Source organism: Halomonas sp. NyZ770 (assembly GCF_020616575.1).
Classification (GTDB): domain Bacteria; phylum Pseudomonadota; class Gammaproteobacteria; order Pseudomonadales; family Halomonadaceae; genus Vreelandella; species Vreelandella hamiltonii.
In genome coordinates this window covers 2914332-2939476 of the sequence record NZ_CP085143.1, presented here as the reverse complement: position 1 = coordinate 2939476, position 25145 = coordinate 2914332, and the positions used below count along the sequence as shown (strand labels likewise).

Genomic DNA, 25145 nt, shown 5'->3' with positions numbered 1-25145 from the left:
GTACTAAAGCAGCGCCCGTTGCGTTATCGCGTACTCGCTGCGTCAGGCGGTGAGGCTGCTCAACGCCAGGAAGAAACCGGCAATCGAGGCAGACATCAGGTTGGAGAGCGTGCCTGCCAGCACGGCTTTCACACCAAACCGGGCAATCTCCTTGCGGCGGGTCGGGGCAATGCTGCCCAGGCCACCGAGCAGAATGGCAATCGACGACAGGTTGGCAAAACCACACAAGGCAAATGACAGGATGGCCATGGTGTGGGGCGTCATCAATTGACCCGTGGCAGCCACCACCTGTTCCCCTTCAATGTAGGGAGCCAGGTTGATAAAGGCCACGAACTCGTTGACCACCAGTTTCTGGCCGATGAACGAGCCCGCCAGGGTGGCTTCTTCCCAGGGCACGCCCAGCAGGAAGGCCAGCGGGGCAAATAGCCAACCCAGAATCAGCTCCAGGCTCAATGCCTCGAAACCGAACCAGCCGCCCACGCCGCCCAGAATACCGTTGACCAGCGCGATCAAGCCGATGAAGGCCAGCAGCATGGCACCCACGTTGGCTGCCAGCATCAGGCCGGAAGTCGCGCCAGAAGCCGCTGCATCCAGCACGTTGGCGGGCTTGTCGTCCTGCTCTTTCAGCTCTTCATCGACCTTGGAAACGCTGTCGCTATCTTCCACGTTCTGGGTTTCCGGCATGATCAGCTTGGCGAACAGCAGGCCGCCAGGCGCCGCCATGAACGAGGCCGCCACCAGATACTCCATCGGAATGCCCAGCGCGGCATAGCCCGCCAGCACCGAACCCGCCACGGAAGCCAGGCCACCACACATCACCGCAAACAGCTGCGAAGGGGTCATGCGGGCAATGAACGGACGTACCACCAGCGGTGCCTCGGTCTGGCCCACGAAGATGTTGGCCGTGGCCGAAAGCGACTCGGTGCGCGAGGTGCCCAGTGCTTTCTGCAATGCGCCACCCAGAATCCGGATGACCCACTGCATGATGCCGACATAGTAGAGCACGGCAATCAGCGAGGAGAAAAAGATGATGACCGGCAGGACTTTGATGGCGAAGACGAAGCCGACATTGTCCACGTCAGCCAGCCCGCCAAACAAAAAGCCGATACCGTCATTGGCGTAAACCAGCACCTGGCTGACGCCTGCCGAAATGGCCTGCAGAACGGCCTGGCCAAACGGTACGTAGAGCACGAACGCACCGATACCCGCCTGGATCGCGAAGGCACCCAGCACGGTACGCAGGCGAATCGCCTTGCGGTCATAGGAGAAAACAAGCGCAATGGCCACCAGAGTGACCATGCCAACCAGGCTCATGATGAGGGTCATGGGAGTACCTTCGGAGCGTGAGAAGTGGGAGCGATTACAGCAAGTTTAGCTTGACTGAGTAAATCATCGCGTTCTGATAGGCGTCGGGTGTACCCAGCTTGTTCTCTGAGTAGCGATACTGCACGCCGGTAGTGATCAAGTCAGACGGGTGCCACCAAAGGCTCAATGCGCCGTTGGTCCCCACGCTCCCTGCGGTACCGTTGACGTAGTTCTGGGAAAGGTAGTCGCTGTCGCGACCGAAGGTCTGCTCGTGCCAGTTGGTCACACTGAAGTTCTGGTCCAGCGCGGTGAAGTCATAGCCCGCGACCCAGCCAGCCATGTAGCCGTTCATGCCCGTGTAGCCATCACTTTGAACCCTGGCAGCACCGATGAAGGGCTTGAACCACAGGCCGTTGGCGAACGTCGTGCGGTAGCCCAGGCCGAGAATCTGGTCCTGCTCGCGGCCATTGAAGCCGTAGTCGCGGAAGTCATAAACGTGGGCGTAAAGCGACAGCGGGCTGTCGCCCAGGTAAATGTGCGAGGTCACTTTGCCTGCGGTACGGAAGTTGTCCTTGCCGCCACTGGCTTCGTCGAACTGGTCGTTGGTCGGGTTCTCGAAATCGAAGAAGCCGTAGAACTCGCCCCAGCTAAAGCCGACGCCGCCTTCGATTTCAACGAACGTGAAGTCGCTCTTGGCGGCATTGCTCGCCGTGCGCGCTTCGGTGCCGTTGGACCAGTCCAGGTAGTTCAGGGAAACGTTGGCAAACGACCAGTGCGGGGTCATTGGGCCACTCGCTGCGTCATTGGCAACGGCCGGGGCTGCGGCCAGCGCACCAGCCAGGAAAACGCCAGCGCCAAGCGTGACGAGCGAAGAAACGTAAGAGGGGGATAAAGCGGTCATGAAAGCCTCAACAAAGGTTGTTACGGTGCCACGAGAGGTGGCATACCGACGTTGTGGGTCGTGCGGGCTGGCGTTGATGTTAAAATTATAACATCGAGTGTTATTTTTTTAACGTTGATTTGCAAGTATTGTCACATCAACGCTGCCAGGGTGTTTCATGCGCCTCATGGCGGCAAACAGAGTGGCGGGGGAGTGGAAATTCGCGGGGCGCTGGCTCAGCATAAGCGTTACCTGAGCGCTGAAACCCGATAACAAGATGAATCACAAGGAGATGCCTGTGAATGACCGGAGTGCCCAGCGCCTGGCCATGCTACAAGAAGCCCTGGCAAGCGGGGGAACCCTGCACCTGCGCGATGCCGCCGAGCTGTGCGGAGTATCGGAAATGACCATTCGCCGAGACCTCGCCACGCAGCCATCTCCCTTGAGCCTGCTGGGGGGACGGCTGGTGATGGCCAGCTACCCCGGCGTGACGCCGGTCTACGACCTCACCGAGCAGCAGGCCAGCCACTACCATGTCAAACATCGCCTGTGCCAGCGTGCCGCCAGTTTCATCGACGAAGGCGACACGCTGTTCATCGACTGTGGCTCCACGCTGATTCCCTTGCTGAGCCAGCTCAGCCATTTCCGCGAGCTGACCGTGGTGACCTACGCGCTGAACGTGGCCAACACGGTCGCCGCGTTGCCCAACGTGCGGCTGGTGCTGCTGGGGGGGCTGTTTCACGCCTCGTCGCAATCCTTCGGCAGCGACGGCATGCGGGACGCCATCGAACGCCTGGGCATCAACAAGGCGATGATTTCAGCGGCAGGGGTAGACTGCGAACGTGGAGTGAGCTGTTTTCACTTCCATGAAGTAGCCCCGAAGCAAGCGGCGATTGCTACCGCCATGCAGCGGTTGCTGGTGGTCGATGCCAGCAAGTTCGGCATCGTGCGGCCCGCCTATTTTGCCTCGCTGGCCGATTTCGACGTGGTGATCACCGACGACGAACGCGCCCCTGGCCTGCTGGAAAACCATCCCGCCAGCTCCCTCAGCATCAGCGTTGCCTAACACATTTGGCCGCACCTGGGGTGCGGCAAAGCGCCTCTTTCTGATTGACGGAGATCAATAGAAAATACTTTAGTCTTAATTTATACACGCAACGTGTGGTTAAGACTCGCTACCTACCCCTCCCGGTAGCGCATACCTTTCCCGGAGCATGTCAACCCTCGACGGTTTTGGGAAATGTATGGGGTAATAGTTAGCTTGCTACTTAGCTGGCTAGTTAGCCAGCCAGCAGCAGGCTGTATCAGCCACTCTCTCACGAGACTACACCCATGCAATTACCTACCCTTTGGCGCAGACGAGGCATTCTTGTGCTCGTTGTGCTGTGCCTGCTGTTGGCGGGCTGCAGTTCTGCATTGCTGGACCCAAAGGGGCAGATTGGCGTCGAGCAGCGCTCGCTGATTCTGACCTCCTTTGGGCTGATGCTGATTGTGGTGATCCCGGTGATCGTCATGACGCTGCTGTTTGGCTGGCGTTACCGGCGCAGCAACAGCGTTGCCAAGTACCTGCCTGACTGGGCCCACTCCAATGCCATCGAGGCTGCGGTGTGGAGCGTGCCTTGCGTGATCATCGCCGTTCTCGCCTTTCTTACCTGGAAAACCTCGCACTCCCTTGACCCCCACAAGCCCATCGAAAGCAGCGTAGCGCCCATGGAAATACAGGCGGTGGCGCTGGACTGGAAATGGCTGTTCATCTACCCCGAGCAGGGCATTGCCAGTGTCAATGAAGTGGCTTTCCCGGTGGATACGCCGGTGCGCTTCAGGGTCAGCTCTGGTTCGGTGATGAATGCGTTCTTCATTCCCCACCTGGGTAGCCAGATTTACGCCATGGCGGGCATGGACAACGACGTGCACCTGATCGCCGATGAAGAGGGCGTCTACCCAGGCCGCTCCACCAACTACAGCGGAGCCGGTTTCTCCGGCATGACCTTCGACGCCCACGTGACCTCGCCAGCCGACTTCGATGCCTGGGTGGCCAACGTGCGTGAAGCAGGTCAGACCCTGAGCTACCCCGAGGGCTACAACGCCCTGGCGGCCCCCAGTGAATACCACCCGGTCGAACACTACTCGGCAGTGGCACCCGCCCTGTACGAAACGATTCTGACCAGCTTCCACGGGGGTGGCGAAGGCCACGTCGGCCATGGTGGCCACAGTGACCATGCGGCACATAGCGACGCCCTAGGTGAAGCCCACGACAGCCATGGCGAAAGCGGTGAACTCGAGAGTGCCCAGGTGGCCTCCCATCACGCTGCCTATGGCCACGTTACCAATCAGCACGCTAGCGATGAGCACGCCATGGGCGGCCATCCTGACAGCGTAGAAGCCGGGGGTTGAACATGTTTGGAAAATTGACGCTCGACGCCATTCCGTATCACGAACCGATCATCATGGTCGTGGCGGCGTTCATGGCGATTGGCGGTGCGGCGCTGCTTGGCGCGCTCACCTATTACCGCAAGTGGGGCTGGCTGTGGAACGAGTGGTTCACCTCCGTCGACCACAAGAAGCTCGGTATCATGTATTTTGTGGTGGCCCTGGTCATGCTGCTGCGTGGCTTTGCCGATGCCATCATGATGCGTACCCAACTGGCCATGGCGGCCGGGGGTGCCGCAGGTTATCTCCCTCCTGAACATTACGATCAGATCTTTACCGCCCACGGTGTGATCATGATCTTCTTCGTTGCGATGCCCATGGTCATCGGCCTGATGAACCTGGTGGTGCCACTCCAGATAGGCGCCCGCGACGTGGCTTTTCCGTTTCTCAACAACTTGAGCTTCTGGCTGTTTGCGGTCTCTGCAGTGCTGGTGAACATCTCACTGGTGGTGGGGGAGTTCGCCAAGACCGGCTGGCTCGCGTATGCGCCTTTATCGGGGATAGAGTTCAGCCCTGGGGTGGGGGTCGATTACTGGATATGGGCCTTGCAGATATCCGGGATAGGCACGACGCTCACCGGCATCAACTTCTTCGTCACGATCCTGAAAATGCGCACCAAAGGCATGACCCTGTTCCGCATGCCGATCTTCACCTGGACATCGCTGTGCGCCAATATCCTGATCATTGCCTCGTTCCCCATTCTGACCGCGACCATTGCCCTGCTGACGCTGGATCGCTACTTCGGCATGCACTTCTTCACCAATGACTTTGGCGGCAACATGATGATGTACGTCAACCTCATCTGGGCCTGGGGCCACCCGGAAGTGTACATTCTGATCCTGCCCGCCTTTGGCGTGTTCTCGGAAGTCATCGCGACCTTCGCCCGTAAGCGCCTGTTCGGTTACAAGACCATGGTGTGGGCCACCGTGGCCATCACGCTGCTGTCGTTCATCGTCTGGTTGCACCACTTCTTCACCATGGGCGCCGGGGCCAACGTCAATGCCTTCTTCGGCATCATGACCATGGTCATCGCCATCCCCACCGGGGTGAAAGTGTTCAACTGGCTGTTCACCATCTTCCGTGGCAGCCTGGAGCTGACCTCGCCGGTGCTATGGACCCTGGGGTTCATCATCACCTTTACCCTGGGCGGCATGACCGGCGTGATGCTGGCGCTGCCAGCAGCCAACTTCGTCCTGCACAACAGCCTGTTCGTGATTGCCCACTTCCACAACGTCATCATCGGCGGCGTGGTGTTCGGCATGATGGCGGGCCTGACCTACTGGTTCCCCAAAGCGTTCGGCTTCACGCTGAGCGAAAAGTGGGGCAAGCGCTCGTTCTGGTGCTGGTTCATCGGTTTCTACGTCGCCTTCATGCCGCTTTACGTGCTGAGCTTCTTCGGTGCCGTGCGTCGCATGCAGTCCTACGCCAACCCCGAATGGCAGCCCTGGATGATTCTGGCCTGGGTGGGTGCCGTGATCATCATGATGGGCATTGCCTGTACCGTGATTCAGTTCTGGGTCAGCGTGCGCGACCGCAAGCTCAATGCCGACCTGACCGGCGACCCCTGGGATGGCCGTACGCTGGAGTGGTCCACGTCTTCCCCCGCGCCGTTCTACAACTTTGCCCGTTTGCCGGCAGTGGGCGACATCGACAGCTTCTGGTCGCAAAAACAGCGCAGTAACGAACAGCTCGAAGACGCGCCCTACACCGATATCCACATGCCCCGTAATACGGTGGCAGGCCCAGTGATCAGCCTCTTCGCACTGGTGCTGGGTTTTGCGCTGGTGTGGCACATCTGGTGGCTGGCGGGCGTCGGTGCGCTGGGCGTGGTGGTGAGTTTCCTCGCCCGTGTGTTCAACGATGACATCGACTACTACGTGCCCGCTGCCGAAGTGGAGCGTATCGAGCGTGAACATCAGCGCCGCAAAACCTCGGCACCCAGCAGTGCTGTCGATAGCGAACAAACCAACTATGTGGAGGCGCGAGCGTAATGGCCACGGATACCTTGCATCACGGGGCCACTGCAGAGCCCCACGAACACCACGATGCCGCAGGCACCAAGGTCTTCGGCTTCTGGGTCTACCTGATGAGCGATCTGGTGATCTTCGGGTCACTGTTTGCCACTTATGCCGTGCTCATGAAGGGCACGGCGGCGGGGCCTACGGCTGCCGATATTTTCGAGCTGCCGTTCGTGCTGGTCGAAACCTTTCTGCTGCTGTTCAGCAGTTTCACTTTTGGCATGGGCGTTTTGGCCATGAATGCCGAGCGGGTGGGGCAGGTCAAGGCGTGGCTGGCGGTCACCTTTGCCCTGGGGGCTGCCTTCGTCGGCATGGAAGTGTATGAGTTTCATCACCTGATTCATCAAGGGTATGGGCCAGACCAGAGCGCGTTTCTGTCGTCTTTCTTTACCCTGGTGGGCACCCATGGCCTGCACGTCACGGTGGGGCTGGTATGGATTCTGGTGATGCTGGTGCAGCTTTCCACCAAAGGCCTGACGCCCATGACGCGCCCGCGTATCCTGTGTCTCAGCCTGTTCTGGCACTTCCTGGATATCGTGTGGATCTGTGTGTTCTCGTTCGTCTACCTGATGGGGGTGCTTTGACATGAGCCAATCGTCATCACATTCAGCAGCGCATTCAACGACTTCCCATGGAAGCGTTAAATCGTATGTTGTCGGGCTTCTGCTATCTTTAGTGCTAACCGTGATTCCGTTTGCGGTTGTCATGAGCGGTGCGCTAAGCACCGCCGCGACGGTGGTGGTCATCGCTGTAACAGCCGTGCTGCAGATTCTGGTCCAGCTGGTCATGTTTATGCATATGAATACCAAAGCCGACGAGGGGTGGAATCTGATGTCCTTCGTTTTCACACTGACGATACTCGTCCTGGTGGTAGGGGGCTCTTTATGGATCATGCAGCATCTGCATCTCAACATGATGATCGGCTGAACGTGGCACCGAGCCGCTGGCGAGACCTGCTGGCGCTCACCAAGCCGGGCATCATTGGCGGTAACTTGATCGCCACGCTGGGGGGCTATTTTCTGGCCGCCCACGGCACCTTCGATATCGTCACGTTTGCCTCGGTGATGCTGGGCATTGCGCTGGTCATTGCCTCGGGCTGTGCCTGCAACAACGTCATCGACCGGGATATCGATGCACTGATGGCGCGTACGCGCCATCGCCCGCTGGCCAAGGGGCGTATCTCGATTACCCAGGCACTGGGTATTTCGGCGCTGCTGGGCGTGGCGGGGGTCGTGTGCCTGGCATTGGGCACCAATGGCTTGACGGTGGCGTTGGCGGTGATTGGCTGGGGCGTGTATGTCGGGGTCTACAGCCTCTACATGAAGCGCCACTCCGAGTACGGCACGCTGGTGGGCAGCCTTTCCGGGGCCATGCCCCCGGTGGTGGGCTACTGTGCCGTCACGGGGCAGTTCGATAGTGGTGCGCTGATGCTACTGGTGATTTTCTGCCTGTGGCAGATGCCGCACTCCTATGCCATTGCGATTTTCCGCTATGCGGATTATCAGCGGGCATCAATCCCGGTACTGCCGGTGGTACACGGGATCAAAATGGCCAAGCATCACATCCTGGGTTACATCGTGGCGTTCATTCCCGCCTCGCTGGCGCTGGTCTTGGCCAGTCAGGCGGGGATGGGGTATCTGTGTGTGGCGCTGGTCATGGGCGGCTACTGGCTCTACCTGGCACTACGCGGCTATCGGTTAGATGACGATGTTCGCTGGGCCAGGAAAGTGTTTGGGGTCTCCATTCTGACGATCACCGCGATGAGTTTGGTGATGGTGCTGGAAGCCATGGTGCCCATGTGGGTGTAATGCCTCCCAACGATTGAACCTGACGCAAAACCTGAAACGCCCCGAACAGTGAACTGTTCGGGGCGCTCTTTTTAGCGTGGCTTTCAGCGGATACGTGTACAGGGCTCGGCGAAAGCCTAGCCTTTCCGCTGGCTGGCCTGGATTGCGGTGAGGGCGATGGTGTAGACGATGTCGTCCACCAGGGCGCCGCGGGACAAGTCGTTCACCGGCTTGTTCAAACCTTGCAGCATGGGGCCCACGCTGACCACTCGGGCGCTACGCTGAACGGCTTTGTAGGTCGTGTTGCCGGTATTGAGGTCGGGGAACACGAACACGGTGGCCTTGCCCGCCACGGGGGAATCGGGAGCTTTCTGCTTGCCCACGCTTTCGATGGCGGCGGCGTCGTACTGCAGCGGGCCGTCGATGGCCAGGTGCGGCGCGCGCTCCTTGGCGATGCGGGTCGCTTCGCGGACTTTATCCACGTCGGCGCCGGTGCCGGAGTCGCCGGTGGAGTAGCTGATCATCGCCACCCGGGGCTCGATACCGAAGGCCTCGGCAGAGCGCGCGCTCTGCAGGGCGATTTCCGCCAGGGTTTCGGCATCCGGGTCCGGGTTCACCGCGCAGTCGCCGTACACCACCACCTGCTCGGGCAGCAGCATGAAGAAGATCGACGAGACCTGATTGTACTCCGGAGCCGTCTTGATCAGCTGAAACGCCGGGCGAACGGTGTTGGCCGTGGTGTGTACTGCGCCCGACACCAGGCCGTCCACCTCATCCAGCTGCAGCATCATGGTGCCCAGCACCACGTTGTCCTGAAGCTGCGCTTCGGCGGTCAGCTCGTTGAGCTTGCCTCGGCGGCGTTCGACCATGGGGTCGATGTAGCTGGCGCGGGTGCTTTCCGGGTCGATGATGGTCAGCGTATCCGGCAGCGTCAGGCCACGGTGATGGGCCACGCTTTCGATGTCTTCCCGCTTGCCCAGCAGGACGCAGTCGGCAATGCCACGGCGCTGGCAGATGATGGCGGCTTCGATGGTACGCGGCTCGTCGCCTTCCGGCAGCACGATGCGCTTTTTGGCCTGTTGGGCCAGCTTCACCAACTGATGGCGGAACGCCGACGGCGAGAGGCGTCGGGTGTAGCCACGGCTCAGCTTGGCTTTCAGCCACTCCAGGTCCATGTGTGCCGCCACGTAGCGTGCCACCTGCTCAGCGCGCTCGAAGTCGTCCATGGGAATTTCGCTGCTGAGCTGGCTGAGGTTCTGAGCCGTGGTCAGGCTGTCGGTTTCCACCGCCAGCACCGGCAGGCCGGTCTTCAGCGCCGGGCGGCACATCTCGATCATGCCGTCGTTGGGAAGGAACCCGTTGGTGAGCAGCACGCCCGCCAGCTGGGTGCCGTTCATGGTGGCCAGCGCCGAGGCCAGCACCACGTCGTCACGGTCGCCGGAAGCCACCACCAGGCTGCCGGGCGTGAAAATATGCAGCGCGTTGGCGGCGCTGCGGGCACACAGGCTGGTCGACAACACGCGGCGCTGTGCGGCGTCCCCTTCGTTGAGTACCTTGGCATTCAGTGCCCGCGCTACGTCCAGCGTGCGCGGGGCGCTCAGGGTCTTGCTGTAGGGCACCACGCCAATCAGGTGGAAGCTGTCGGTGGCCAGGGCCGGGGAGTAGCGGCGCAGCTCGTTGAGTACCGGCTCTTCCAACTGCGGCTTGATGGTGCCGGGGGCGGCGGAAAGGTCGTCCTCCTGCCCATAAGGCAGGTTCTTCATGCGCATCAGAATGCCGCCCAGGGTGCGGCTGGAGCTGACGCCGCCAAAGCTGCGGGCGTGCATGTCCAGCTCTTCCGCCAGGTGTTGGGGCTCGTTCAAGTCGCCGGTGCCCACCAGGATGATGCGGGCGTTCAGGGCATGCGCCAACTGCGCGTTGGTCTGGGTCGCGTAGGTAGTGTGCTGAGTCGGCACGACGCCTTCCACCACCACCAGGTCCAGAGCGCTGCCGTCACGGTACGCCTGCTGGGTGACCTGCTCGTAAAGCTCGACGACGTTTTCCATCAGCTCGTCGGTCTGGTCGTCGCGTAGCAGCCGCTCCAGGCGTGCCTGGGAAATAGGCGAGGGCGGGCGCTGGTTCAGCGTCCGCGAGACCAGCGCCGTCGAGCGGTCAAGGCCAGGGCCGTTCAGCTCGTTCTGCATGAACGGCTTCAGAAAGCCGGCTTTCAGGCCAATGGTGTCCAGCGCCTGAATCAGGCCCAGACAGGCCGAGGTCAAGCCTGCCCCCATGCTGGTGGGGACAAGCAGAATGGCTTGGGGTTGCTCGGAAGAGCTGTTCATTCAAGGGGTCTCCACGCAGTAGCGGGTTTCCATGGCAATGCGGCCCTCTTCATCGGTGGGGATCACCCACACTTCAGGGCCGTTATGGCTCGCGGTGTCCAATTTGCCTTCCTTGCCGCGAATGGTCGCTTCGTTGGCGGCTTCGTCCATGCTGAAACCGAAGTGGGGCAGCAGCGCCAGCACTTCACGACGTACGATAGGCGAGTTTTCGCCAATACCGCCAGTGAAGATCACGCCGTCTAACTTAGGTAATGCACAGGACAGCGCCGCCAGCGACTTGGCGATGCGGTAGCAGAACACGTCCAGCGCCAGCTTGGCACCGGGGTGGCCAGCCACGGCCTGGTCTTCCACTTCACGCATGTCGTTGGTCAGGCCGGAAAGGCCCAGCAGGCCGCTTTGCTTGTTCAGGACGTTATCGATCTCTTCCACCGACCAGCCCAGTTGGCGATGCAGGTGGGCATGCAGGCCGGGGTCGACGTCACCGCTGCGGGTGCCCATCACCAGGCCTTCCAGCGGGGTAAGGCCCATGCTGGTATCCAGGCTCTGGTTGTTCCACACGGCGCTGGTGGAGCAGCCGTTGCCCAGGTGGGCGGTCAGCCAGCCGCCTGCACCACGGCTGCTCAGTTCCCCGGTGCGCTGGCTGACGAACGCATGGCTGGTGCCGTGAAAGCCGTAGCGGCGAATGCCATGTTCGGTGTACAGCGCTTCCGGCAGCGCGTAGCGGTAAGCACGGGGCGGCAGTGTCTGATGGAAGGCGGTGTCGAAGACGGCCACCTGGGGCAGCTCGGGAAACACCTTGCGCGTGGCGGCAATACCCGCCAGATTGGCAGGGTTGTGCAACGGGGCCAGGGCTGCGGTGGTTTCGATGGCGGCAATCACGCTGTCGTCGATCAGCGCCGCCTGGGTGAAGTGCTCTCCTCCATGCACGATACGGTGGCCCACGGCACCGGGAACGCGGCCTTCCAGGCGCTCCAGAATGGCGTTTAGCGCTTCGGCGTGGTCGGCGCCGGGCAACGGCTGGGTGAAGCTCTCACCGGCGCTGTTCTTGCCTTTCAGGCGAGCGTCGCTGCTGCCCAGGCGTTCTGCCAAACCGGCTAGACGCGGTGCCTGAGGGTCTGAATCAATCAAAGCGTATTTAATGGAAGAAGAGCCACAGTTGATAACCAGCACCGGTGCGTTCATAACAACCTTTGTAAAGTAGTCAGGAGGAAAGGGGGATAGACTTTAGTTTAACATGCGGAGACTGAGAAAATCAGCGAAGAATTTAGTTAGCCTTCTATGTAAAATGTCGTCATCCTGTTCCTTATATAACCTAACGTGAGCCGTTTTGTTCCTATGTCGTCGATTTCCAGCCCCGCGCTTTTGCCCCGTCATCTCGCCATTCTGCTGATGATGTGTGTGGCCACCATGTTCGCCGCCAACCACGTGTCGGCGCGGCTGGCCTTCGATAACGGTACGGGGCTGCTGCTGGCGGTATTGATGCGTTCAGGGGTGGCCTGCGTCATCCTGCTGAGCCTGTTCGTGCTGCAGAAAAAGCGCTTCTGGCTGCCGCCCGGTGCCTGGCGCTGGCAGCTGGTGGTGGGGTTGTTGATCACCCTGCAAAGCGTCAGCCTGTATTCCGCCGTGGCTCGCCTGCCGGTGGTCATTGCCCTGCTGCTGGTCAACACCTTTCCCATTCAACTGGCGCTGCTTAGCTGGGCGCTGGGTGGCCCCAGGCCTTCGCTGCGCAGCTGCCTGATCATGGGCACCATACTGATTGGCCTGCTGGTGGTGCTGGATATTCCCAGCTGGTTGGCCAACGCCGATGCCATGGGCCCCGAGTGGTTGGCAGGCATTGGCTTTGGGCTGCTGGCGGCCTTTGCGTTTGCCTGTGCGCTGTGGATCACAGAACATCGCCTGGCAGGCGTAGGCAGTACCCTGCGTAGCCTGCTCACCATGCAGACCGTATTCGTAGCCATGATTCTTGGCGGGCTACTGGGGGCAGTGCCTGGCGGCATGAGCCTGCCCGACAACAGTAGCGGCTGGGTAGGGCTCATCATGCTGGCACTGCTTTACGGCAGCGCGTTTTCGGTGCTGTTCATCTTCGTGCCCCGCCTGGACATGGCGCGCAACGCCCCCGTGATGAACTTCGAGCCGGTGGCTTCGCTGCTGATCGGTTACCTGGTGCTGGGACAAATGCTCAGCCCCAGCCAGCTGCTGGGCGGCGCGGTGGTGGTGGGGGGCATCGTGGTGCTCAGCCTGTCGAAAGGCCGCTAGCACCCGCCACCGAACGCCGAAAAAAGGAAATTATATGCAAAGCATGGGGCGACATTTGCGTTCTCTCGGGGGTTGAGCCACACTTGCTTAGCGTAAGGAAACACTGTTTCTTAACTGAGGTGAACCCCATGAAAACGTCCGTTCTTTCCCTTGCCTCTGCGGCACTGCTGGTAGGCGCCGGTACTTTTGCGGCATCAGCTCAGGCCCAACAATCTTTCCAATACCCACAAGGATACGTGGGTGGCGATGCCATGTTCTGGAGCCTGGACCCCGACCGCGGCTCATCCCGCGACGACGTGGGCCTGCGCCTGCGCGGTGGTGCTCAGTTCAACGAGTTTTTCGCCCTGGAAGGCCACCTGGGCACAGGCGGCTCTGATGGCAACGTAGAGCTCGATTACCTGGCCGGTGTTTACGCCAAGGGTATTCTGCCCGTCTCGCCGGATGTACGCCTCTACGGCCTGGCCGGTGTCACTGAGGTCGATTTCGACCGTGACCGTGAAAGCGGCTTCTCCTATGGCGCTGGCGCGGAAGTGGACATTGCCGACAACCTGGCACTGGGCGCCGACTACATGCGCTACCTGGACAAATCCGCGTATGACTTCGATGCCGCCAGCATCGGCCTACGCTATCGTTTCTGACGCGACTACTTCTGGCATCATCATGTACAGGTAACGACCTGACAAACTCGTATCAAGGGAACCCCGCCCCGCTGATCTGCCGACACAGGCAGACGGCGGGGCTTTTTATTGGTGGGTAGGCACTTTGCTGAGTATGGGCACAGTTTTTCAGAGTTTCGGCCAAATGCTGCACCTGCGTAAATGATAAGGTCAAAATAAAGACAACAACGAAAATGGCCAGCGAACAAACCCATAACGCTCCATTGCAGAGGAAAAATCATGAATAAAATCAGTAAATTGGCTTTGGTCGTAGGCCTCAACGCAGGGTTGGTGATGACGGCCGGAGCGGCCGAGATGAACTGGCGAATGGCGACCCCATGGAGTGGTGGCCCTTGGCTCGAACGCGACGCCCAGATGTTTGCAGATCGCGTCAGTGAGCTTTCCAACGGCGAGATCGCCATCGAAGTGTATCCTGGCGGTACCCTGGGAAGCGCCTTGCGCGTCACCAATACGGTCAAGTCCGGCGTGGCTCAAATTAGCCATAACTACATCAACTATGACTACGGCACTGACCCCACGACGGCGCTGTTGGCCGGACACTCCAGTGGCCTGACGCCGGAAGAGTTCATGCTGTGGATGTATGAAGGGGGCGGGGTAGAGCTTTACGAAGAGTACCGTAGAGACGTGTTCGATGTAGTGGCCTTCCCCTGCGCCATCCTGGGTACCGAAATTTTCCTTCACTCGAACAAGCCTGTGCGTACCCTCGAAGATTTCCAGGGCCTACGCCTGAGAACCTCTGGCGCCTGGGCCGAGATCGCCTCCAGGCTGGGGGCTTCCACGGTGGTCATGGCCGGTAGCGATATCTACAGCTCCCTGGAGCGTGGCGTGATCGATGCTGCCGAGTGGGGGAGCCCGGAGATGAACCGGCCGACGGGTTTCCAGGAAGTTGCCCAGTACGTGGTCATTCCTGGCGTTCATCAGTCGGGAGGCTTCCTGGAGTGCCAGGTAAACAGCAATACCTGGGAAAGCTTGAGCGAGCAGCAGCAACAGATGCTGCGGCTGGCGGGCAAGATGTCCGTGTTCGAAACATGGTTGGCCAGCTCTTTTGCTGACCTGGATGCCTACCAGGAACTGGTCGATGGGCCGAACGAAATCATCGAGCTGGATCAATCGTTCATCGATGCCATCTATGCCGAAACAGAGCTTTGGGAAGATGAATACGCCGCCGAAAACGAATGGTTTGCCCGCGTTCTCGAATCCCAGCGCGACTTCAAGAACGACATGAACAACTGGTCCCAGTATCGCCTGCCAATTGGTGTGATGGGCCGCTGATCCCTTGGCACATGCATGAAACAAGGAGGCCTGACCAGGCCTCCCTTTTCGTTTGGCTGCCTATACGCTGAGAGTTGGTCATGAAACTGATTAAAGCAATCGAAGCGCTGACCCGCCTGTCGGGATGGTTGGGCGCATTACTGGTGTTTCCTCTTATCGGTGCCCTGATCGTGGAAGTGTTCAGCCGCTATGTGGCCGGCAGGCCCACGCTCTGGGCATTCGAGGTTAGTTACATGGTCATGGGGGCCATGTTCATGCTGGGCATGGCCAATGCCCTGAGAATTGGCCAACACGTCAGTGTCGATATCATGGCGCTGAAGCTTAGCCCCAAGGCCAATGCGGCAATACGTGCGGTTGGCTATGTCATGTTCTTGCCCGTGCTGGCGTGGCTGGTGTGGGAGCTATCGAAATACGCGCTGGGTGCGTTTGAAAGTAACGAGCGCTCAGGCCGTTCGGCCTGGAACCCGGTGGTATGGCCAATCTTCACCGTCTGGTTCATTGGCTTTGCCATCCTGGCCCTGCAAGTGGTTGCCGAGTTTCTGAAATCCGTCTGCTTGATCCGTGGCAAGGCACCCGTGGAGGGCGGCAACCATGAGTAGTTATCTCGCGCTGCTAATGTTTCCGGCGCTGATGGCGCTGATTATCTCGGGCTTTCCCATCGCCTTTTCCATGATCCTGGTAGCCACCGGGTTCGGGATCGTTCAGTTTGGTGATGTGGCTGCCTACCAGCTGTTGACCAAAATCGAAGATACCGCTTCGAACTCCATTCTGGCGGCGGTGCCTCTGTTCATCTTCATGGGCGCCATGCTGGAAAGGTCGGGAATCGCCGAGCGGCTGTTCGAAGCCATTCACATGTGGACCCGGCGGCTGCCCGGCGGGCTGGGCGTCGGTGCCATCATCATGGGCACCCTGTTTGCCGCATCAAGCGGTGTGGTCGGCGCCACGGAAGCCGTCATCGGCATGCTGGCCATTCCCGTCATGCTCAAGCATCACTACAGTAAAAGCCTCATATCGGGCACCATTTGTGCCAGTGGCTCTTTGGGAACGGCGATTCCGCCATCCATCACCGTGGTCGTGCTGGGCCCCGTGGCAGGCGTATCGGTGGGGTCGCTGTTCAGTGGCCTGTTGATTCCCGGCTTCTTGATGGCGGTGATGTTCCTGGTCTACATCGTCGGGGTGGCCTATCTGAAGCCTGACATGGCCCCCAGGGTGCAAGAGCAGGAGCCTGACGTGGCTTGGGGGGAAAAGATCAAGGTCACCCTGGTGGCGTTGGTGCCGACCATGCTGCTGATCTTCATCGTGCTGGGCACCATCCTGATGGGGCTGGCAACGCCCACGGAAGCCGCTGCATGCGGGGCGCTGGGGTCCATCGTGCTGGCGGCGGCGTATCGCAACCTGACGCTGGAAGTGCTGTGGAACTCCGCAATCAAGACGGTCAATATCTCGGCCATGATTCTCCTGATCGTTCTGGGGGGAAGCATGTTCGCAGGCGTGTTCTTCGCTTCTGGGGGGATGGCGACCGTACAAGCCTTGCTGATGGACACGGGACTCAGCCCATGGATGATTTTGGGTCTGATTCTGCTCATCGCGTTCATCGCCGGTTTCGTTCTCGACCTGATTTCCGTGGTGCTCATCATCATTCCCGTGGCCATGCCGATCGTGCGGATGCTTGGGTTCGATGAAATATGGTTCTGCGTTGCGTTCCTGGTCGTGTTGCAGACCAGCTACCTGACGCCACCGCTGGCGCCTGCCATTTTTTACTTGAGAGCCATTACGCCGCCGGAGGTCACCCTCAGGCACATGTACATAGGGGTCGTGCCATTCATTCTGGCGCAATTGGTCGTGTTGGCGCTGGTGTTGGCCTTCCCGCAGCTGGCGCTATGGCTGCCGGATGTCATGGGTGGTCCCTCCTGGCGCTGAACGTTTGGCGCTGACCAAGCCACCTGCCATTGACTGCCGCCGCAAGGCGGCAGTGTCGTTGTGGGGCGCCTGTATCCTGCCCGCATAGCTATGTTGTTAGCCTGCTAATTATTTTGTTAGACTAAAGTATTCCTTCTGATGCTTTCCTTGGGGCTTCCCGAGGGGCAGTGTGTGAGTACGCCAATGACTCCTGATCAACGTTTCAGCCGCTGGGTACGTATTGCGCTGGCGGTGTTTGCGGTGCTGTTCGTCTATTTTCTGGTAGCTGACAGCTTCATGCCGATGACCCCAGAGGCACGGGTAATGCGGCCGGTGACCCAGATAGCCCCGGAGCTGGGGGCGCCCGTGCAGGCGGTACTGGTGAACGACCACCAGCGGGTAGCCGCAGGGGACGTGTTGTTCCGGCTGGAGCCAGCACCGTTCGAGCTGGCCCGGCAGCAGGCCTTGCTGAACCGTGAGCAGGCCGAGCAGGAGAACGCGCGACTGCGGGCAGAGCTGGCGGCGGCCAGGGCATCGCTGGTGTCTGCTCAGGCAACTCTGGAGGAGCGCAGCGGTGAACGTCGCCGGGCCGAGGCGCTGCTGGGGCGGCAGGGCATCTCCCGCCAGCAGTACGACCAGCAGGTGGCCGCCGAGCATACCGCCCAGGCGGCCGTGACTTCCGCCCGCGCACAAATCGATAGCCTGGAGGTGCAGCTGGGGGAGGAGGGCGAGGCCAATCTTCGCCTGCGCCAGGCCAACAATGCGCTGGCCCGCGCCGAGCTGGACCTGGAAAGAACCCAGGTACGCGCCCGCGAGGCGGGCGTGGTGGCCAATCTGCAGCTTCAGCCGGGGGATTATGTGCCAGCGGGGCAGCCGGTGATTGCGCTGGTGGCCGACCGAGCAGAGATCGTCGCGGACTTTCGTGAAAAGAGCCTGCGCCATGTGAACGTGGGCGACGAGGCTCAGGTCGTGTTCGATGCCTTGCCAGGGCACATTGCCAAGGGCCGCGTTACCGCCCTGGAGGCGGGCGTACGCGAAGGGCAGCTGGCAGCCGACGGTCAGTTGACCAGCATTCCTACCTCCGACCGCTGGGTAAGAGATGCCCAGCGCATGCGCCTGCACATTGCGCTGGACGATCCTTTGAGCACCCACCTGGCCTCACTACCCCCCAGCGGAGCACGGGCAACGGTGCAGCTATGGCCGGGCCAGCATGCCCTGGCGGCGCCCTTCGCTTGGCTGCAGGCGCACCTGGTGAGCTGGCTGCACTATGTCTACTGACATATTTACTAACACGGTTTACTGACATGCCTACGTCTATGGTTCGGTTTAGCAGGCGGCTCACTCACCGATTCAAACAGGGTTTCCGTCATCCGCCCAAGGCGCGGCCCGCGAGCCGCCTGGACCAGAACGGCCTGCGCCAGTGCGTGCGCGTGGCGGGGGGCGGGCTGCTGGGGTTCGTGGTCAGCCAGCTGATGGGCTGGAACTACGGGGTGTTTTTCACCGTATTCCCGATGTTCCTGCTGGGCATGGTGCCTGTATTGAATGCTGGCATCATCCGTCAGTTTCTGGCCAATGGCAGTCTCAACGCGCTGGAAGTCAGTGTGGTGGTGGGGCTGTTGAAGCACATGCCGGTGGTGATGACGCTGGTAGTGCTGGGGCTGTTTCTGCTGCGCTTCTCCTTGATGGCCAGAGGGCCGCTGTTTCTGTTCGGTGCCAACGGCGTCTTGACGCTGAGCATACTACTGCACTTTGCCAGCTACCCCAGCGTAGACCTGGGCGATTTGCTGGCCAGCAACCTGATGGCCAGCGTGCTGGCCGTGTTCATCGCCATGCTGATGCATACCCTGTTCCCCGATACCGAGCCCCGCCAGCCGCCGCCCAGGGCAGCCAAGCCGCTTGCCCAGGTGCGCCATGAAACCCTGCTGGGCGGGATCACGGCCACGCTCTCGTTCGTGGTGTTCCAGGTGTTCGACCTGCAGGGTTCATTATCGGCGCAAATGGCCACCATCCTGATTCTGTTCACGCTGGGGTATCAGGGCGCTCGGGTGTCGGCGGCCAAGCGCGCCGTGGGCACCTTGCTGGGATGCAACCTGGCGCTGGCCATGCAGCTCGTTCTCTATACCCAAAGCCACCACTTCCTGCTGGTGATACTGCTCTATTGGCTGGGGCTGATGCTGTTCGCCCGCGAGCATATTCTGGAAGGCGGCGGCTCTGGCATCGGGTTTGGCGGCTTGACCACGCTGGGCATTCTGTTCGGGCAGTCGCTGGGGCCTCAGCAGGACCTGGTGTATAGCGCGCTGTACCGCTTCTCTTCCATGAGCGTGGCGCTGGTGGCAACGCTGGTAGTGATGGCGTGCGTGCAACGAGTGCTGAACCGCTTTGAGGCCACTCGGCTTGCTTGAAGGCCGCTTGAACAGGCACCAGGCCTTTGCAAAAAAGAAAATGGGCAACTTTGGCAATACCCGCTACGCTGATAACAGGCCGCACGGTCAGGTAGACCCGCAGTACAGCGGCCGCTTCCCTACTAACGGATTAGAGGTGTTCGTCATGGCAGGTACTTCAGATAAAGCAAAAGGCACGGCCAACAAGGCAGCAGGCAAAGTGAAAGAGGCGGCTGGCAAGGCGACGGGTAGCACCAAAACCGAAGCCAAAGGCAAAGCGCAGCAGGCCAAGGGCGAACTGCAAAAAGGCAAGGGAGAAGCCAAGGACAAGCTCAAGAAGTAATACGACAGCCACCGAGTATGTATTCGTTGCCGGATGGCTAGCCCCAAGGCCAACCGTTCAGGTTATCGATCCGGCGGCCAATACTCTTTCAAAAACAACACCGGAGCCCTTGGGCTCCGGTGTTGTTTTGTGCGAGCCGTCAAAGGGGCCAGCAGGCTTAGGCTTTGTACGAAAACTGCCTACGCTCGCCCATACGGCGTTAAAAATCGGCTCAAAGTACTCATTTACACCTTGTAAACTCCGTCTTTTCGCCGATTTTTGCCTTGTCTGGCCATCGCTCGCCGACCTTTCGTACAAAGCCTAGTGCCCGTGAGAGACGCCGGTGCCGCCCACCGCCACGATATTGAACGGTTTGCCTTCAAGGGCCATCTCATCGACCTTTTCGAAGGTTTCCGCACTGACGAAGTGCAGCGTTTCGGTAGCGGGGTCGGTGACCACGATATGCTCACCCGCCACGGCAATGCGTGGGCGCGGGTCGTTCCAGTGGCCATCCATGGAGTAGGGCTCGGTCAGGCGCAGCGACTGGGTCAGCTCGCCGTTCAGCACATCCAGTTGATGCAGCTGGCCATCTTCGGTGAACACATAGGCGTAGCGGGCGCGAATCGGGTCCACCGCAAAGTGCACGCGACGGGTAGGCAGTTGCACCAGCTGGAAGCCTACTTCACCTTCGGTGGGGTCGACCAGCAGCACGCGGTCTGGCCCGTAGTTACCCAGGAAGTACTGTAGCCCGGTGCCGCCCAGCAGAGTGGAAGCACTGCCTTCCGGCAGGGAGCTAGGGTAGGGCAGGTGGGTGATCTGGGGCGTGCCGTCTTCCGTGGCGATCAGCAGCAGGCCGGTGTGGCAAGCCAACGCATAGAGGCTGCCAGAGCCCGCCGAACCGTGCAGCCCAGGGCAGGCCACTTCGTCGCCGACCAGGTTGCCGTCGCTATCCAGCACCTTGGCACCGACCGGGCGTTGAGACGCATCTTCCGGGTTGACCACCGTCACTACCGCATGCTGGTGGAAAGGCACGGCCACCCCGTGGTGCGCCGCCTCCACCGGCACCGTACGGACCTCGGGGGACTCTGCCAACAGGCTGCTTTCGGTGAACAGGCGGGCTTCGTCTTCACCATCGAACCACTGGGCAATGTAGCCCTGGCGCTCGACGAAGTGGGCGGGGCGCTCTCCTTCCAGAACCGTGCTCAGCAGCGCCGGGGCGGCCACCTCGATATCGGCGTGGTCGCCGTGGTCATGGAAAGCGATGCCGGTATTGATCACCGACACCGTGTTTGCTGCCCCTTGCACGGCAAATACCGCCTCGCCGCTACGGGTGCGATGCAGCGCCGCCGGGCCTTCCAGCTCGAAGGTGTCCAGCAGCGACTTCTCCGTGGCGTCGATGACGTGGACCACGGCATCCTGCTGGTCGGCGACCACCAGCCGCCAGGCCGTGACGTTTTCATCGTCGCCATGGCTGTGGCTATGGCTATGGGAGTGGTCGTGGGCCTGCACGGCGGCACTGCCTACCGCGAAAGCGAGCGCGGTCAACGCTTTGCCTACAAACATCGGGGTCATCGTTTCTCTCTCCTTGAGCCCAGAAGGGGCGTGGTTAATCACCTGGGTGGCTACTGCAGCGCCGTCACCAGGGTGTAGACGTTATGGCGCATCATGTCGAGGTAGCTGGCCGCCGGGCCATCGTCCCGCGACAGCGCGTCCGAGTAGAGGGTGCCGCTGAGCGACAGGCCGGCCTCCTGAGCGATTTGCTCGACCAGCCGAGGGTTGGAAATGTTTTCGGCAAATACCGCCACGGCGCTCTGCTGCTCGATGGCATCGATCAGCTGCGCCACATGGGCGGCCGTGGCTTCGGACTCGGTGGAGACCCCGTGTGGGGCCAGAAAGCGCACACCGTAGGCCTCTTCGAAGTAGCGAAAGGCATGGTGTGCCACCACCACGGTACGCCGGGATTCGGGAATCCTGGCGATGCGCTCATGGATTTCCTGCTCCAGCGCTTCCAGGTCCTGTTCGTAGCGCTGCTGGTTGGTGCGGTAGGCGTCACAGCCTTCCGGATCCGCCTCGCAGAAGGCGTCGGCAATGCGCACGACATACGCTCTGGCATTGGGCACCGACTGCCACGCGTGTGGGTCGTAGGGCGCTTCATGGAACACCGCCCGGTCGCCATAAAAGTGGTAGTGCCCGCCCATGGGGTCTTCGAGATGCACCGCGTGCTCCGAGACGGTGACCACGCTGGCTTCGGTACCGCTGGCCTCGATCAGGCGGGTAAGAAAGCCCTCGAACATCAGGCCATTGATGAGCACCACGTCTGCCTGCGCCACCTGGCGAACGTCGGCGGGGGTGGGCTCGTAAACGTGGGCGTCGTCGTTGGCGCCCACGATGCTGGTCAGCGCGATGCGTTCACCACCGACCTGGCGGGCCAGGTCTTCGATGATCGAGAACGAGGCCACCACGTTCAGGGCGGGCTCATCGGCCATGGCGTTCAGGCTACCCAGCGCCATCATGCCCGCCGCCAGCAGAGAAGGTACGCGTTTCAACAGACCCACGGTGAGGCTCCTTGATTGAGTATATATGTTATAACATAACAATAAAGGGGCCGAACATCAAAGAAGCCGAACATCAAAGGGGCCGAACATCCAGTGGGTTGCTCCCCCCGCCCGCAGGCGGGGGGAGAGCGGTCACACCTCCTGGTACAGCTCGCTGCCTTCCCGGCGGAATTTCTCCGCCTGCTCCTGCATGCCGCGCTTCACCGCCTCGGCGTCGCTTTCGCTGGCATTTTCCGGGGTGCGGTCGCGGTAGGTGTCGCGCACTTCCTGGCTGATCTTCATCGAGCAGAACTTCGGCCCGCACATGGAGCAGAAGTGGGCCACCTTGGCGGAATCCTTCGGCAGGGTTTCATCGTGGAATTCTCGAGCGGTATCCGGGTCCAGGCCCAGGTTGAACTGGTCTTCCCAGCGGAACTCGAAGCGCGCCTTGGAAAGGGCGTTATCGCGCCGCTGCGACGCCGGGTGGCCCTTGGCCAAATCCGCCGCGTGGGCAGCAATCTTGTAGGTGATGATGCCGGTTTTCACGTCATCCTTGTTGGGCAGGCCCAGGTGCTCTTTCGGCGTCACGTAGCAGAGCATGGCGCAACCAAACCATCCAATCATCGCCGCCCCAATGCCAGAGGTAATGTGGTCGTAGCCGGGGGCGATATCCGTCACCAGCGGGCCGAGGGTATAGAAGGGCGCTTCGTCGCAGTACTCCAGCTGCTTGTCCATGTTCTCTTTCACCAGGTGCATGGGCACGTGGCCGGGGCCTTCGATCATCACCTGTACGTCGTGCTTCCAGGCAATTTTGGTCAGTTCACCCAGTGTTTCAAGTTCAGCGAACTGCGCTTCATCGTTGGCATCGGCAATGGAGCCGGGGCGCAGGCCGTCGCCCAGCGAAAACGCCACATCGTACTGCTTGCAGATCTCGCAGATCTCCTCGAAGTGGGTGTACAAGAAGCTCTCCTGATGGTGATACAGGCACCACTTCGCCATGATGGAACCGCCACGGCTGACGATGCCGGTGACGCGGTTGGCGGTGAGCGGCACGTAGCGCAGCAGCACCCCCGCGTGAATGGTGAAGTAATCCACCCCCTGTTCCGCCTGCTCGATCAGCGTATCGCGGAAGATCTCCCAGGTGAGGTTTTCGGCAATGCCGTTGACCTTCTCCAGCGCCTGATAGATGGGCACCGTGCCAATCGGCACCGGCGAGTTGCGGATGATCCACTCGCGGGTTTCATGGATGTTCTGGCCGGTGGAGAGGTCCATGATGGTATCCGCACCCCAGCGGATGCCCCAGGTCATCTTGTCCACTTCCTCTTCGATGGAAGAGGTAACCGCCGAGTTGCCCAGGTTACCGTTGATCTTCACCAGGAAGTTGCGGCCAATGATCATCGGCTCGCTTTCCGGGTGGTTGATGTTGTTGGGAATGATCGCCCGGCCACGGGCCACCTCATCGCGCACGAACTCCGGCGTGATCTCCTTGGGCAAGCTGGCGCCGAAGCTCTGGCCCGCATGCTGATGGCCCAGAATGCGCTCTACCTCTGCCGTACCCAACGCCTGGCGGCGCTGGTTTTCCCGCAGGGCGATAAACTCCATTTCCGGCGTGATGATGCCTTGGCGGGCGTAGTGCAGCTGGGTCACGTTCTTGCCCGCTTTCGCCCGGCGCGGGGTGCGGGTCAAATCAAAGCGCAGCTGGGCAAGGGTGGGGTCGTTGGCGCGGCGATTACCGTATTCCGAAGTCGGGCCATCCAGAAACTCGGTGTCGTTGCGCTCTTCGATCCAGGCCCGGCGCAGCTCCGGCAGGCCCTGGCGCAAATCGATGCGGGCGTTGGGGTCGGTGTAGGGGCCGGAGGTGTCGTACACCAGCAGCGGCGGGTTCTGTTCATCCACGCCGCTGGTTTTGGTGGGCGAGAGGGTGATTTCCCGAAACGGCACGCGAATATCCGGCCGTGAGCCTTCCACGTACACCTTGCGAGAGCCGGGCAGTGGGGCCACTGCGGCGGCATCGACCTGGGCGGTTTCGGCTAAAAAGTGCGCGGTTTTGCTTTTGACGGTCTTAGTCATGACGGTTGCTCTGTGTTGTAGGAGGTTATTCAGAAAGGTCTAAGCCCATCTGCCAGAAGTCGATTTCCAGGCGGGTGGCATCGCGGAAGATCTTGCTCAGCTCAGCAAAACGGGCAGGGGTGACATCCGCCAGGCGGGTATCGAGCCACGCAAGCTCTGCCTGCATGGCGGCCTGGAACTCCTCGCCTTCGTACATGGCGATCCAGGCATCGAAGGGGTTTTGCGCGCCGCGCAGCGTAGAGGGTTGCGCGTTTAGCCAGTTGGCGATTTCGCCGTAGCCGACGAGGCACGGGGCCAGCGCCACGTGCAGATCGAGCAGGTCGCCGCGATTGCCGGTATCCAACACATAGCGGGTGTAGGCCAGCGTGGCGCGGGCTTCGGGGAGTTCGGCAAGCTCCTGCTCGCTGATGCCCCACTCTTGGCAAAAGCCCACGTGCAGGCCCAGCTCCACATCCACGATGGCTTTCAGGCCCTCGTGGGCCTGGCGCAAATCCGCCAGGGTGGGGCTTTTGTAAGCGGCCAGCGCGTAGGCGCGGGCGAAGTGGATCAAGAACAGGTAATCCTGCTTCAGGTAGTGGCGAAACGACGACTCAGGCAGCGTGGCGTTGCCCAATTGGCGCACGAAATCGTGCTCGATGTAAGCGCGCCAATCGGCTTGGCAAGCGGTAGTGAGATCGGTAAAGCGGTAGCCCATATTAGATGCCTCCGGTGGTACAGCGAACCGGCGCACGGGCGAAGGGAGAGTGAGTTGGGGCAAGGAATCAGGTGAACACGGCGCACCCCAACCACCGCTTGATTCCTACGCCGGTACTAGCCGGATCAGGTTCAACGGGCCCCGCCGTGACGACTTGCTGTAGCAGCCAGCCGTATAGCGATCTCAGCCGGTTCCACCGGCACCCCGTCAAGCAGTATTCAGCGCAGTGTAGGAGGCGAGTGGGGGAGATGCAAGGGGGCGTTAACTTGATCGACCACAGGCTTCATGGAAGCATAATT

The 25145-nt window shown here is 60.8% G+C and carries 22 protein-coding genes and 1 riboswitch; of the genes, 14 read left to right on the top strand and 8 right to left on the bottom strand.

What is annotated here, in order from left to right:
* Window positions 1-42 precede the first annotated feature (42 nt).
* Complete coding sequence (locus LG409_RS13650) at window positions 43-1326, bottom strand: NupC/NupG family nucleoside CNT transporter (RefSeq protein ID WP_039176713.1); 1284 nt, start codon at window positions 1324-1326, stop codon at window positions 43-45.
* Between the two features lie 34 nt (window positions 1327-1360).
* On the bottom strand, window positions 1361-2206 hold the full coding sequence (locus LG409_RS13645; RefSeq protein WP_052196347.1) for an outer membrane protein OmpK: 846 nt from the start codon (window positions 2204-2206) through the stop codon (window positions 1361-1363).
* 277 nt (window positions 2207-2483) lie between these two features.
* Between LG409_RS13645 and LG409_RS13640 the strand changes: the two genes are divergently transcribed.
* The 6 genes from LG409_RS13640 to cyoE all read left to right on the top strand — a co-directional run bounded on the left by LG409_RS13640 (window position 2484) and on the right by cyoE (window position 8441).
* Window positions 2484-3251 (top strand): DeoR/GlpR family DNA-binding transcription regulator, encoded by a 768-nt coding sequence (locus LG409_RS13640; RefSeq protein ID WP_227406900.1) that lies wholly within the window; start codon window positions 2484-2486, stop codon window positions 3249-3251.
* 266 nt (window positions 3252-3517) lie between these two features.
* Window positions 3518-4579 (top strand): ubiquinol oxidase subunit II, encoded by a 1062-nt coding sequence (gene cyoA / locus LG409_RS13635; RefSeq protein WP_227406899.1) that lies wholly within the window; start codon window positions 3518-3520, stop codon window positions 4577-4579.
* 2 nt (window positions 4580-4581) lie between these two features.
* Window positions 4582-6606, top strand: a complete 2025-nt coding sequence (gene cyoB / locus LG409_RS13630) for a cytochrome o ubiquinol oxidase subunit I (RefSeq protein ID WP_144981865.1) — start codon at window positions 4582-4584, stop codon at window positions 6604-6606.
* Window positions 6606-7217, top strand: coding sequence for a cytochrome o ubiquinol oxidase subunit III (gene cyoC, locus LG409_RS13625; protein WP_039176704.1), 612 nt, complete (start codon window positions 6606-6608; stop codon window positions 7215-7217). Before cyoB ends, cyoC begins: the two co-directional genes overlap by 1 nt.
* Window position 7218: 1 nt before the next feature.
* Window positions 7219-7560, top strand: coding sequence for a cytochrome o ubiquinol oxidase subunit IV (cyoD, locus tag LG409_RS13620; RefSeq protein WP_026001799.1), 342 nt, complete (start codon window positions 7219-7221; stop codon window positions 7558-7560).
* Window positions 7518-8441 carry a heme o synthase gene (gene cyoE / locus LG409_RS13615; protein ID WP_039176702.1) on the top strand — a complete coding sequence of 308 codons (924 nt, stop codon included), beginning with the start codon at window positions 7518-7520 and terminating at the stop codon, window positions 8439-8441. The genes cyoD and cyoE overlap by 43 nt, the downstream gene beginning before the upstream one ends.
* A gap of 116 nt (window positions 8442-8557) precedes the next feature.
* Here the strand turns inward: cyoE and pta are convergent, their stop codons facing one another.
* Both pta and LG409_RS13605 read right to left on the bottom strand, forming a co-directional pair.
* On the bottom strand, window positions 8558-10741 hold the full coding sequence (gene pta / locus LG409_RS13610) for a phosphate acetyltransferase (protein WP_227406898.1): 2184 nt from the start codon (window positions 10739-10741) through the stop codon (window positions 8558-8560).
* Window positions 10742-11923, bottom strand: a complete 1182-nt coding sequence (locus LG409_RS13605) for an acetate/propionate family kinase (protein WP_227406897.1) — start codon at window positions 11921-11923, stop codon at window positions 10742-10744.
* 153 nt (window positions 11924-12076) lie between these two features.
* Here LG409_RS13605 and LG409_RS13600 point away from each other — a divergent pair, with 153 nt between their 5' ends.
* From LG409_RS13600 to LG409_RS18730, 8 genes are all read left to right on the top strand, one after another.
* A complete protein-coding gene (locus tag LG409_RS13600; RefSeq protein ID WP_039176695.1) occupies window positions 12077-12997 on the top strand; it encodes an EamA family transporter in 921 nt (306 codons plus the stop codon).
* A gap of 128 nt (window positions 12998-13125) precedes the next feature.
* The gene (locus tag LG409_RS13595; RefSeq protein WP_039176693.1) at window positions 13126-13635 is read left to right on the top strand and encodes a porin family protein; all 510 of its coding nucleotides are present in this window, start codon (window positions 13126-13128) and stop codon (window positions 13633-13635) included.
* 258 nt (window positions 13636-13893) lie between these two features.
* Complete coding sequence (gene dctP / locus LG409_RS13590; RefSeq protein WP_016914663.1) at window positions 13894-14946, top strand: TRAP transporter substrate-binding protein DctP; 1053 nt, start codon at window positions 13894-13896, stop codon at window positions 14944-14946.
* 80 nt (window positions 14947-15026) lie between these two features.
* Window positions 15027-15545, top strand: coding sequence for a TRAP transporter small permease subunit (locus LG409_RS13585; RefSeq protein WP_227406896.1), 519 nt, complete (start codon window positions 15027-15029; stop codon window positions 15543-15545).
* The gene (locus tag LG409_RS13580; protein ID WP_144981853.1) at window positions 15538-16866 is read left to right on the top strand and encodes a TRAP transporter large permease; all 1329 of its coding nucleotides are present in this window, start codon (window positions 15538-15540) and stop codon (window positions 16864-16866) included. Before LG409_RS13585 ends, LG409_RS13580 begins: the two co-directional genes overlap by 8 nt.
* 183 nt (window positions 16867-17049) lie before the next feature.
* The gene (locus tag LG409_RS13575) at window positions 17050-18123 is read left to right on the top strand and encodes an HlyD family secretion protein (RefSeq protein WP_227406895.1); all 1074 of its coding nucleotides are present in this window, start codon (window positions 17050-17052) and stop codon (window positions 18121-18123) included.
* 26 nt (window positions 18124-18149) lie between these two features.
* Window positions 18150-19247: a DUF2955 domain-containing protein gene (locus tag LG409_RS13570; protein WP_227406894.1), complete on the top strand. Its 1098-nt coding sequence runs from the start codon at window positions 18150-18152 to the stop codon at window positions 19245-19247.
* Window positions 19240-19569, top strand: a complete 330-nt coding sequence (locus tag LG409_RS18730; RefSeq protein ID WP_446719079.1) for a CsbD family protein — start codon at window positions 19240-19242, stop codon at window positions 19567-19569. The genes LG409_RS13570 and LG409_RS18730 overlap by 8 nt, the downstream gene beginning before the upstream one ends.
* A 300-nt stretch (window positions 19570-19869) precedes the next feature.
* Here the strand turns inward: LG409_RS18730 and aztD are convergent, their stop codons facing one another.
* The 4 genes from aztD to tenA all read right to left on the bottom strand — a co-directional run bounded on the left by aztD (window position 19870) and on the right by tenA (window position 24846).
* On the bottom strand, window positions 19870-21120 hold the full coding sequence (aztD, locus tag LG409_RS13560) for a zinc metallochaperone AztD (RefSeq protein ID WP_227406893.1): 1251 nt from the start codon (window positions 21118-21120) through the stop codon (window positions 19870-19872).
* A 50-nt stretch (window positions 21121-21170) separates the two neighbouring features.
* Window positions 21171-22103: a zinc ABC transporter substrate-binding protein AztC gene (gene aztC / locus LG409_RS13555; protein WP_227406892.1), complete on the bottom strand. Its 933-nt coding sequence runs from the start codon at window positions 22101-22103 to the stop codon at window positions 21171-21173.
* Between the two features lie 132 nt (window positions 22104-22235).
* The gene (gene thiC, locus LG409_RS13550) at window positions 22236-24152 is read right to left on the bottom strand and encodes a phosphomethylpyrimidine synthase ThiC (RefSeq protein WP_227406891.1); all 1917 of its coding nucleotides are present in this window, start codon (window positions 24150-24152) and stop codon (window positions 22236-22238) included.
* A gap of 25 nt (window positions 24153-24177) precedes the next feature.
* The gene (gene tenA, locus LG409_RS13545) at window positions 24178-24846 is read right to left on the bottom strand and encodes a thiaminase II (RefSeq protein ID WP_227406890.1); all 669 of its coding nucleotides are present in this window, start codon (window positions 24844-24846) and stop codon (window positions 24178-24180) included.
* 85 nt (window positions 24847-24931) lie between these two features.
* Window positions 24932-25063: riboswitch (TPP riboswitch) on the bottom strand.
* Window positions 25064-25145 lie beyond the last annotated feature (82 nt).

Coding starts and splice junctions, on each gene's coding strand:
- LG409_RS13650 (WP_039176713.1), bottom strand. CDS start 1,326: ATGACCCTCATCATGAGCCTGGTTGGCATGGTCACTCTGGTGGCCATT.
- LG409_RS13645 (WP_052196347.1), bottom strand. CDS start 2,206: ATGACCGCTTTATCCCCCTCTTACGTTTCTTCGCTCGTCACGCTTGGC.
- cyoA (WP_227406899.1), top strand. CDS start 3,518: ATGCAATTACCTACCCTTTGGCGCAGACGAGGCATTCTTGTGCTCGTT.
- cyoB (WP_144981865.1), top strand. CDS start 4,582: ATGTTTGGAAAATTGACGCTCGACGCCATTCCGTATCACGAACCGATC.
- cyoC (WP_039176704.1), top strand. CDS start 6,606: ATGGCCACGGATACCTTGCATCACGGGGCCACTGCAGAGCCCCACGAA.
- cyoD (WP_026001799.1), top strand. CDS start 7,219: ATGAGCCAATCGTCATCACATTCAGCAGCGCATTCAACGACTTCCCAT.
- cyoE (WP_039176702.1), top strand. CDS start 7,518: ATGGATCATGCAGCATCTGCATCTCAACATGATGATCGGCTGAACGTG.
- pta (WP_227406898.1), bottom strand. CDS start 10,741: ATGAACAGCTCTTCCGAGCAACCCCAAGCCATTCTGCTTGTCCCCACC.
- LG409_RS13605 (WP_227406897.1), bottom strand. CDS start 11,923: ATGAACGCACCGGTGCTGGTTATCAACTGTGGCTCTTCTTCCATTAAA.
- LG409_RS13600 (WP_039176695.1), top strand. CDS start 12,077: ATGTCGTCGATTTCCAGCCCCGCGCTTTTGCCCCGTCATCTCGCCATT.
- LG409_RS13595 (WP_039176693.1), top strand. CDS start 13,126: ATGAAAACGTCCGTTCTTTCCCTTGCCTCTGCGGCACTGCTGGTAGGC.
- dctP (WP_016914663.1), top strand. CDS start 13,894: ATGAATAAAATCAGTAAATTGGCTTTGGTCGTAGGCCTCAACGCAGGG.
- LG409_RS13585 (WP_227406896.1), top strand. CDS start 15,027: ATGAAACTGATTAAAGCAATCGAAGCGCTGACCCGCCTGTCGGGATGG.
- LG409_RS13580 (WP_144981853.1), top strand. CDS start 15,538: ATGAGTAGTTATCTCGCGCTGCTAATGTTTCCGGCGCTGATGGCGCTG.
- LG409_RS13575 (WP_227406895.1), top strand. CDS start 17,050: ATGACTCCTGATCAACGTTTCAGCCGCTGGGTACGTATTGCGCTGGCG.
- LG409_RS13570 (WP_227406894.1), top strand. CDS start 18,150: ATGCCTACGTCTATGGTTCGGTTTAGCAGGCGGCTCACTCACCGATTC.
- aztD (WP_227406893.1), bottom strand. CDS start 21,120: ATGACCCCGATGTTTGTAGGCAAAGCGTTGACCGCGCTCGCTTTCGCG.
- thiC (WP_227406891.1), bottom strand. CDS start 24,152: ATGACTAAGACCGTCAAAAGCAAAACCGCGCACTTTTTAGCCGAAACC.
- tenA (WP_227406890.1), bottom strand. CDS start 24,846: ATGGGCTACCGCTTTACCGATCTCACTACCGCTTGCCAAGCCGATTGG.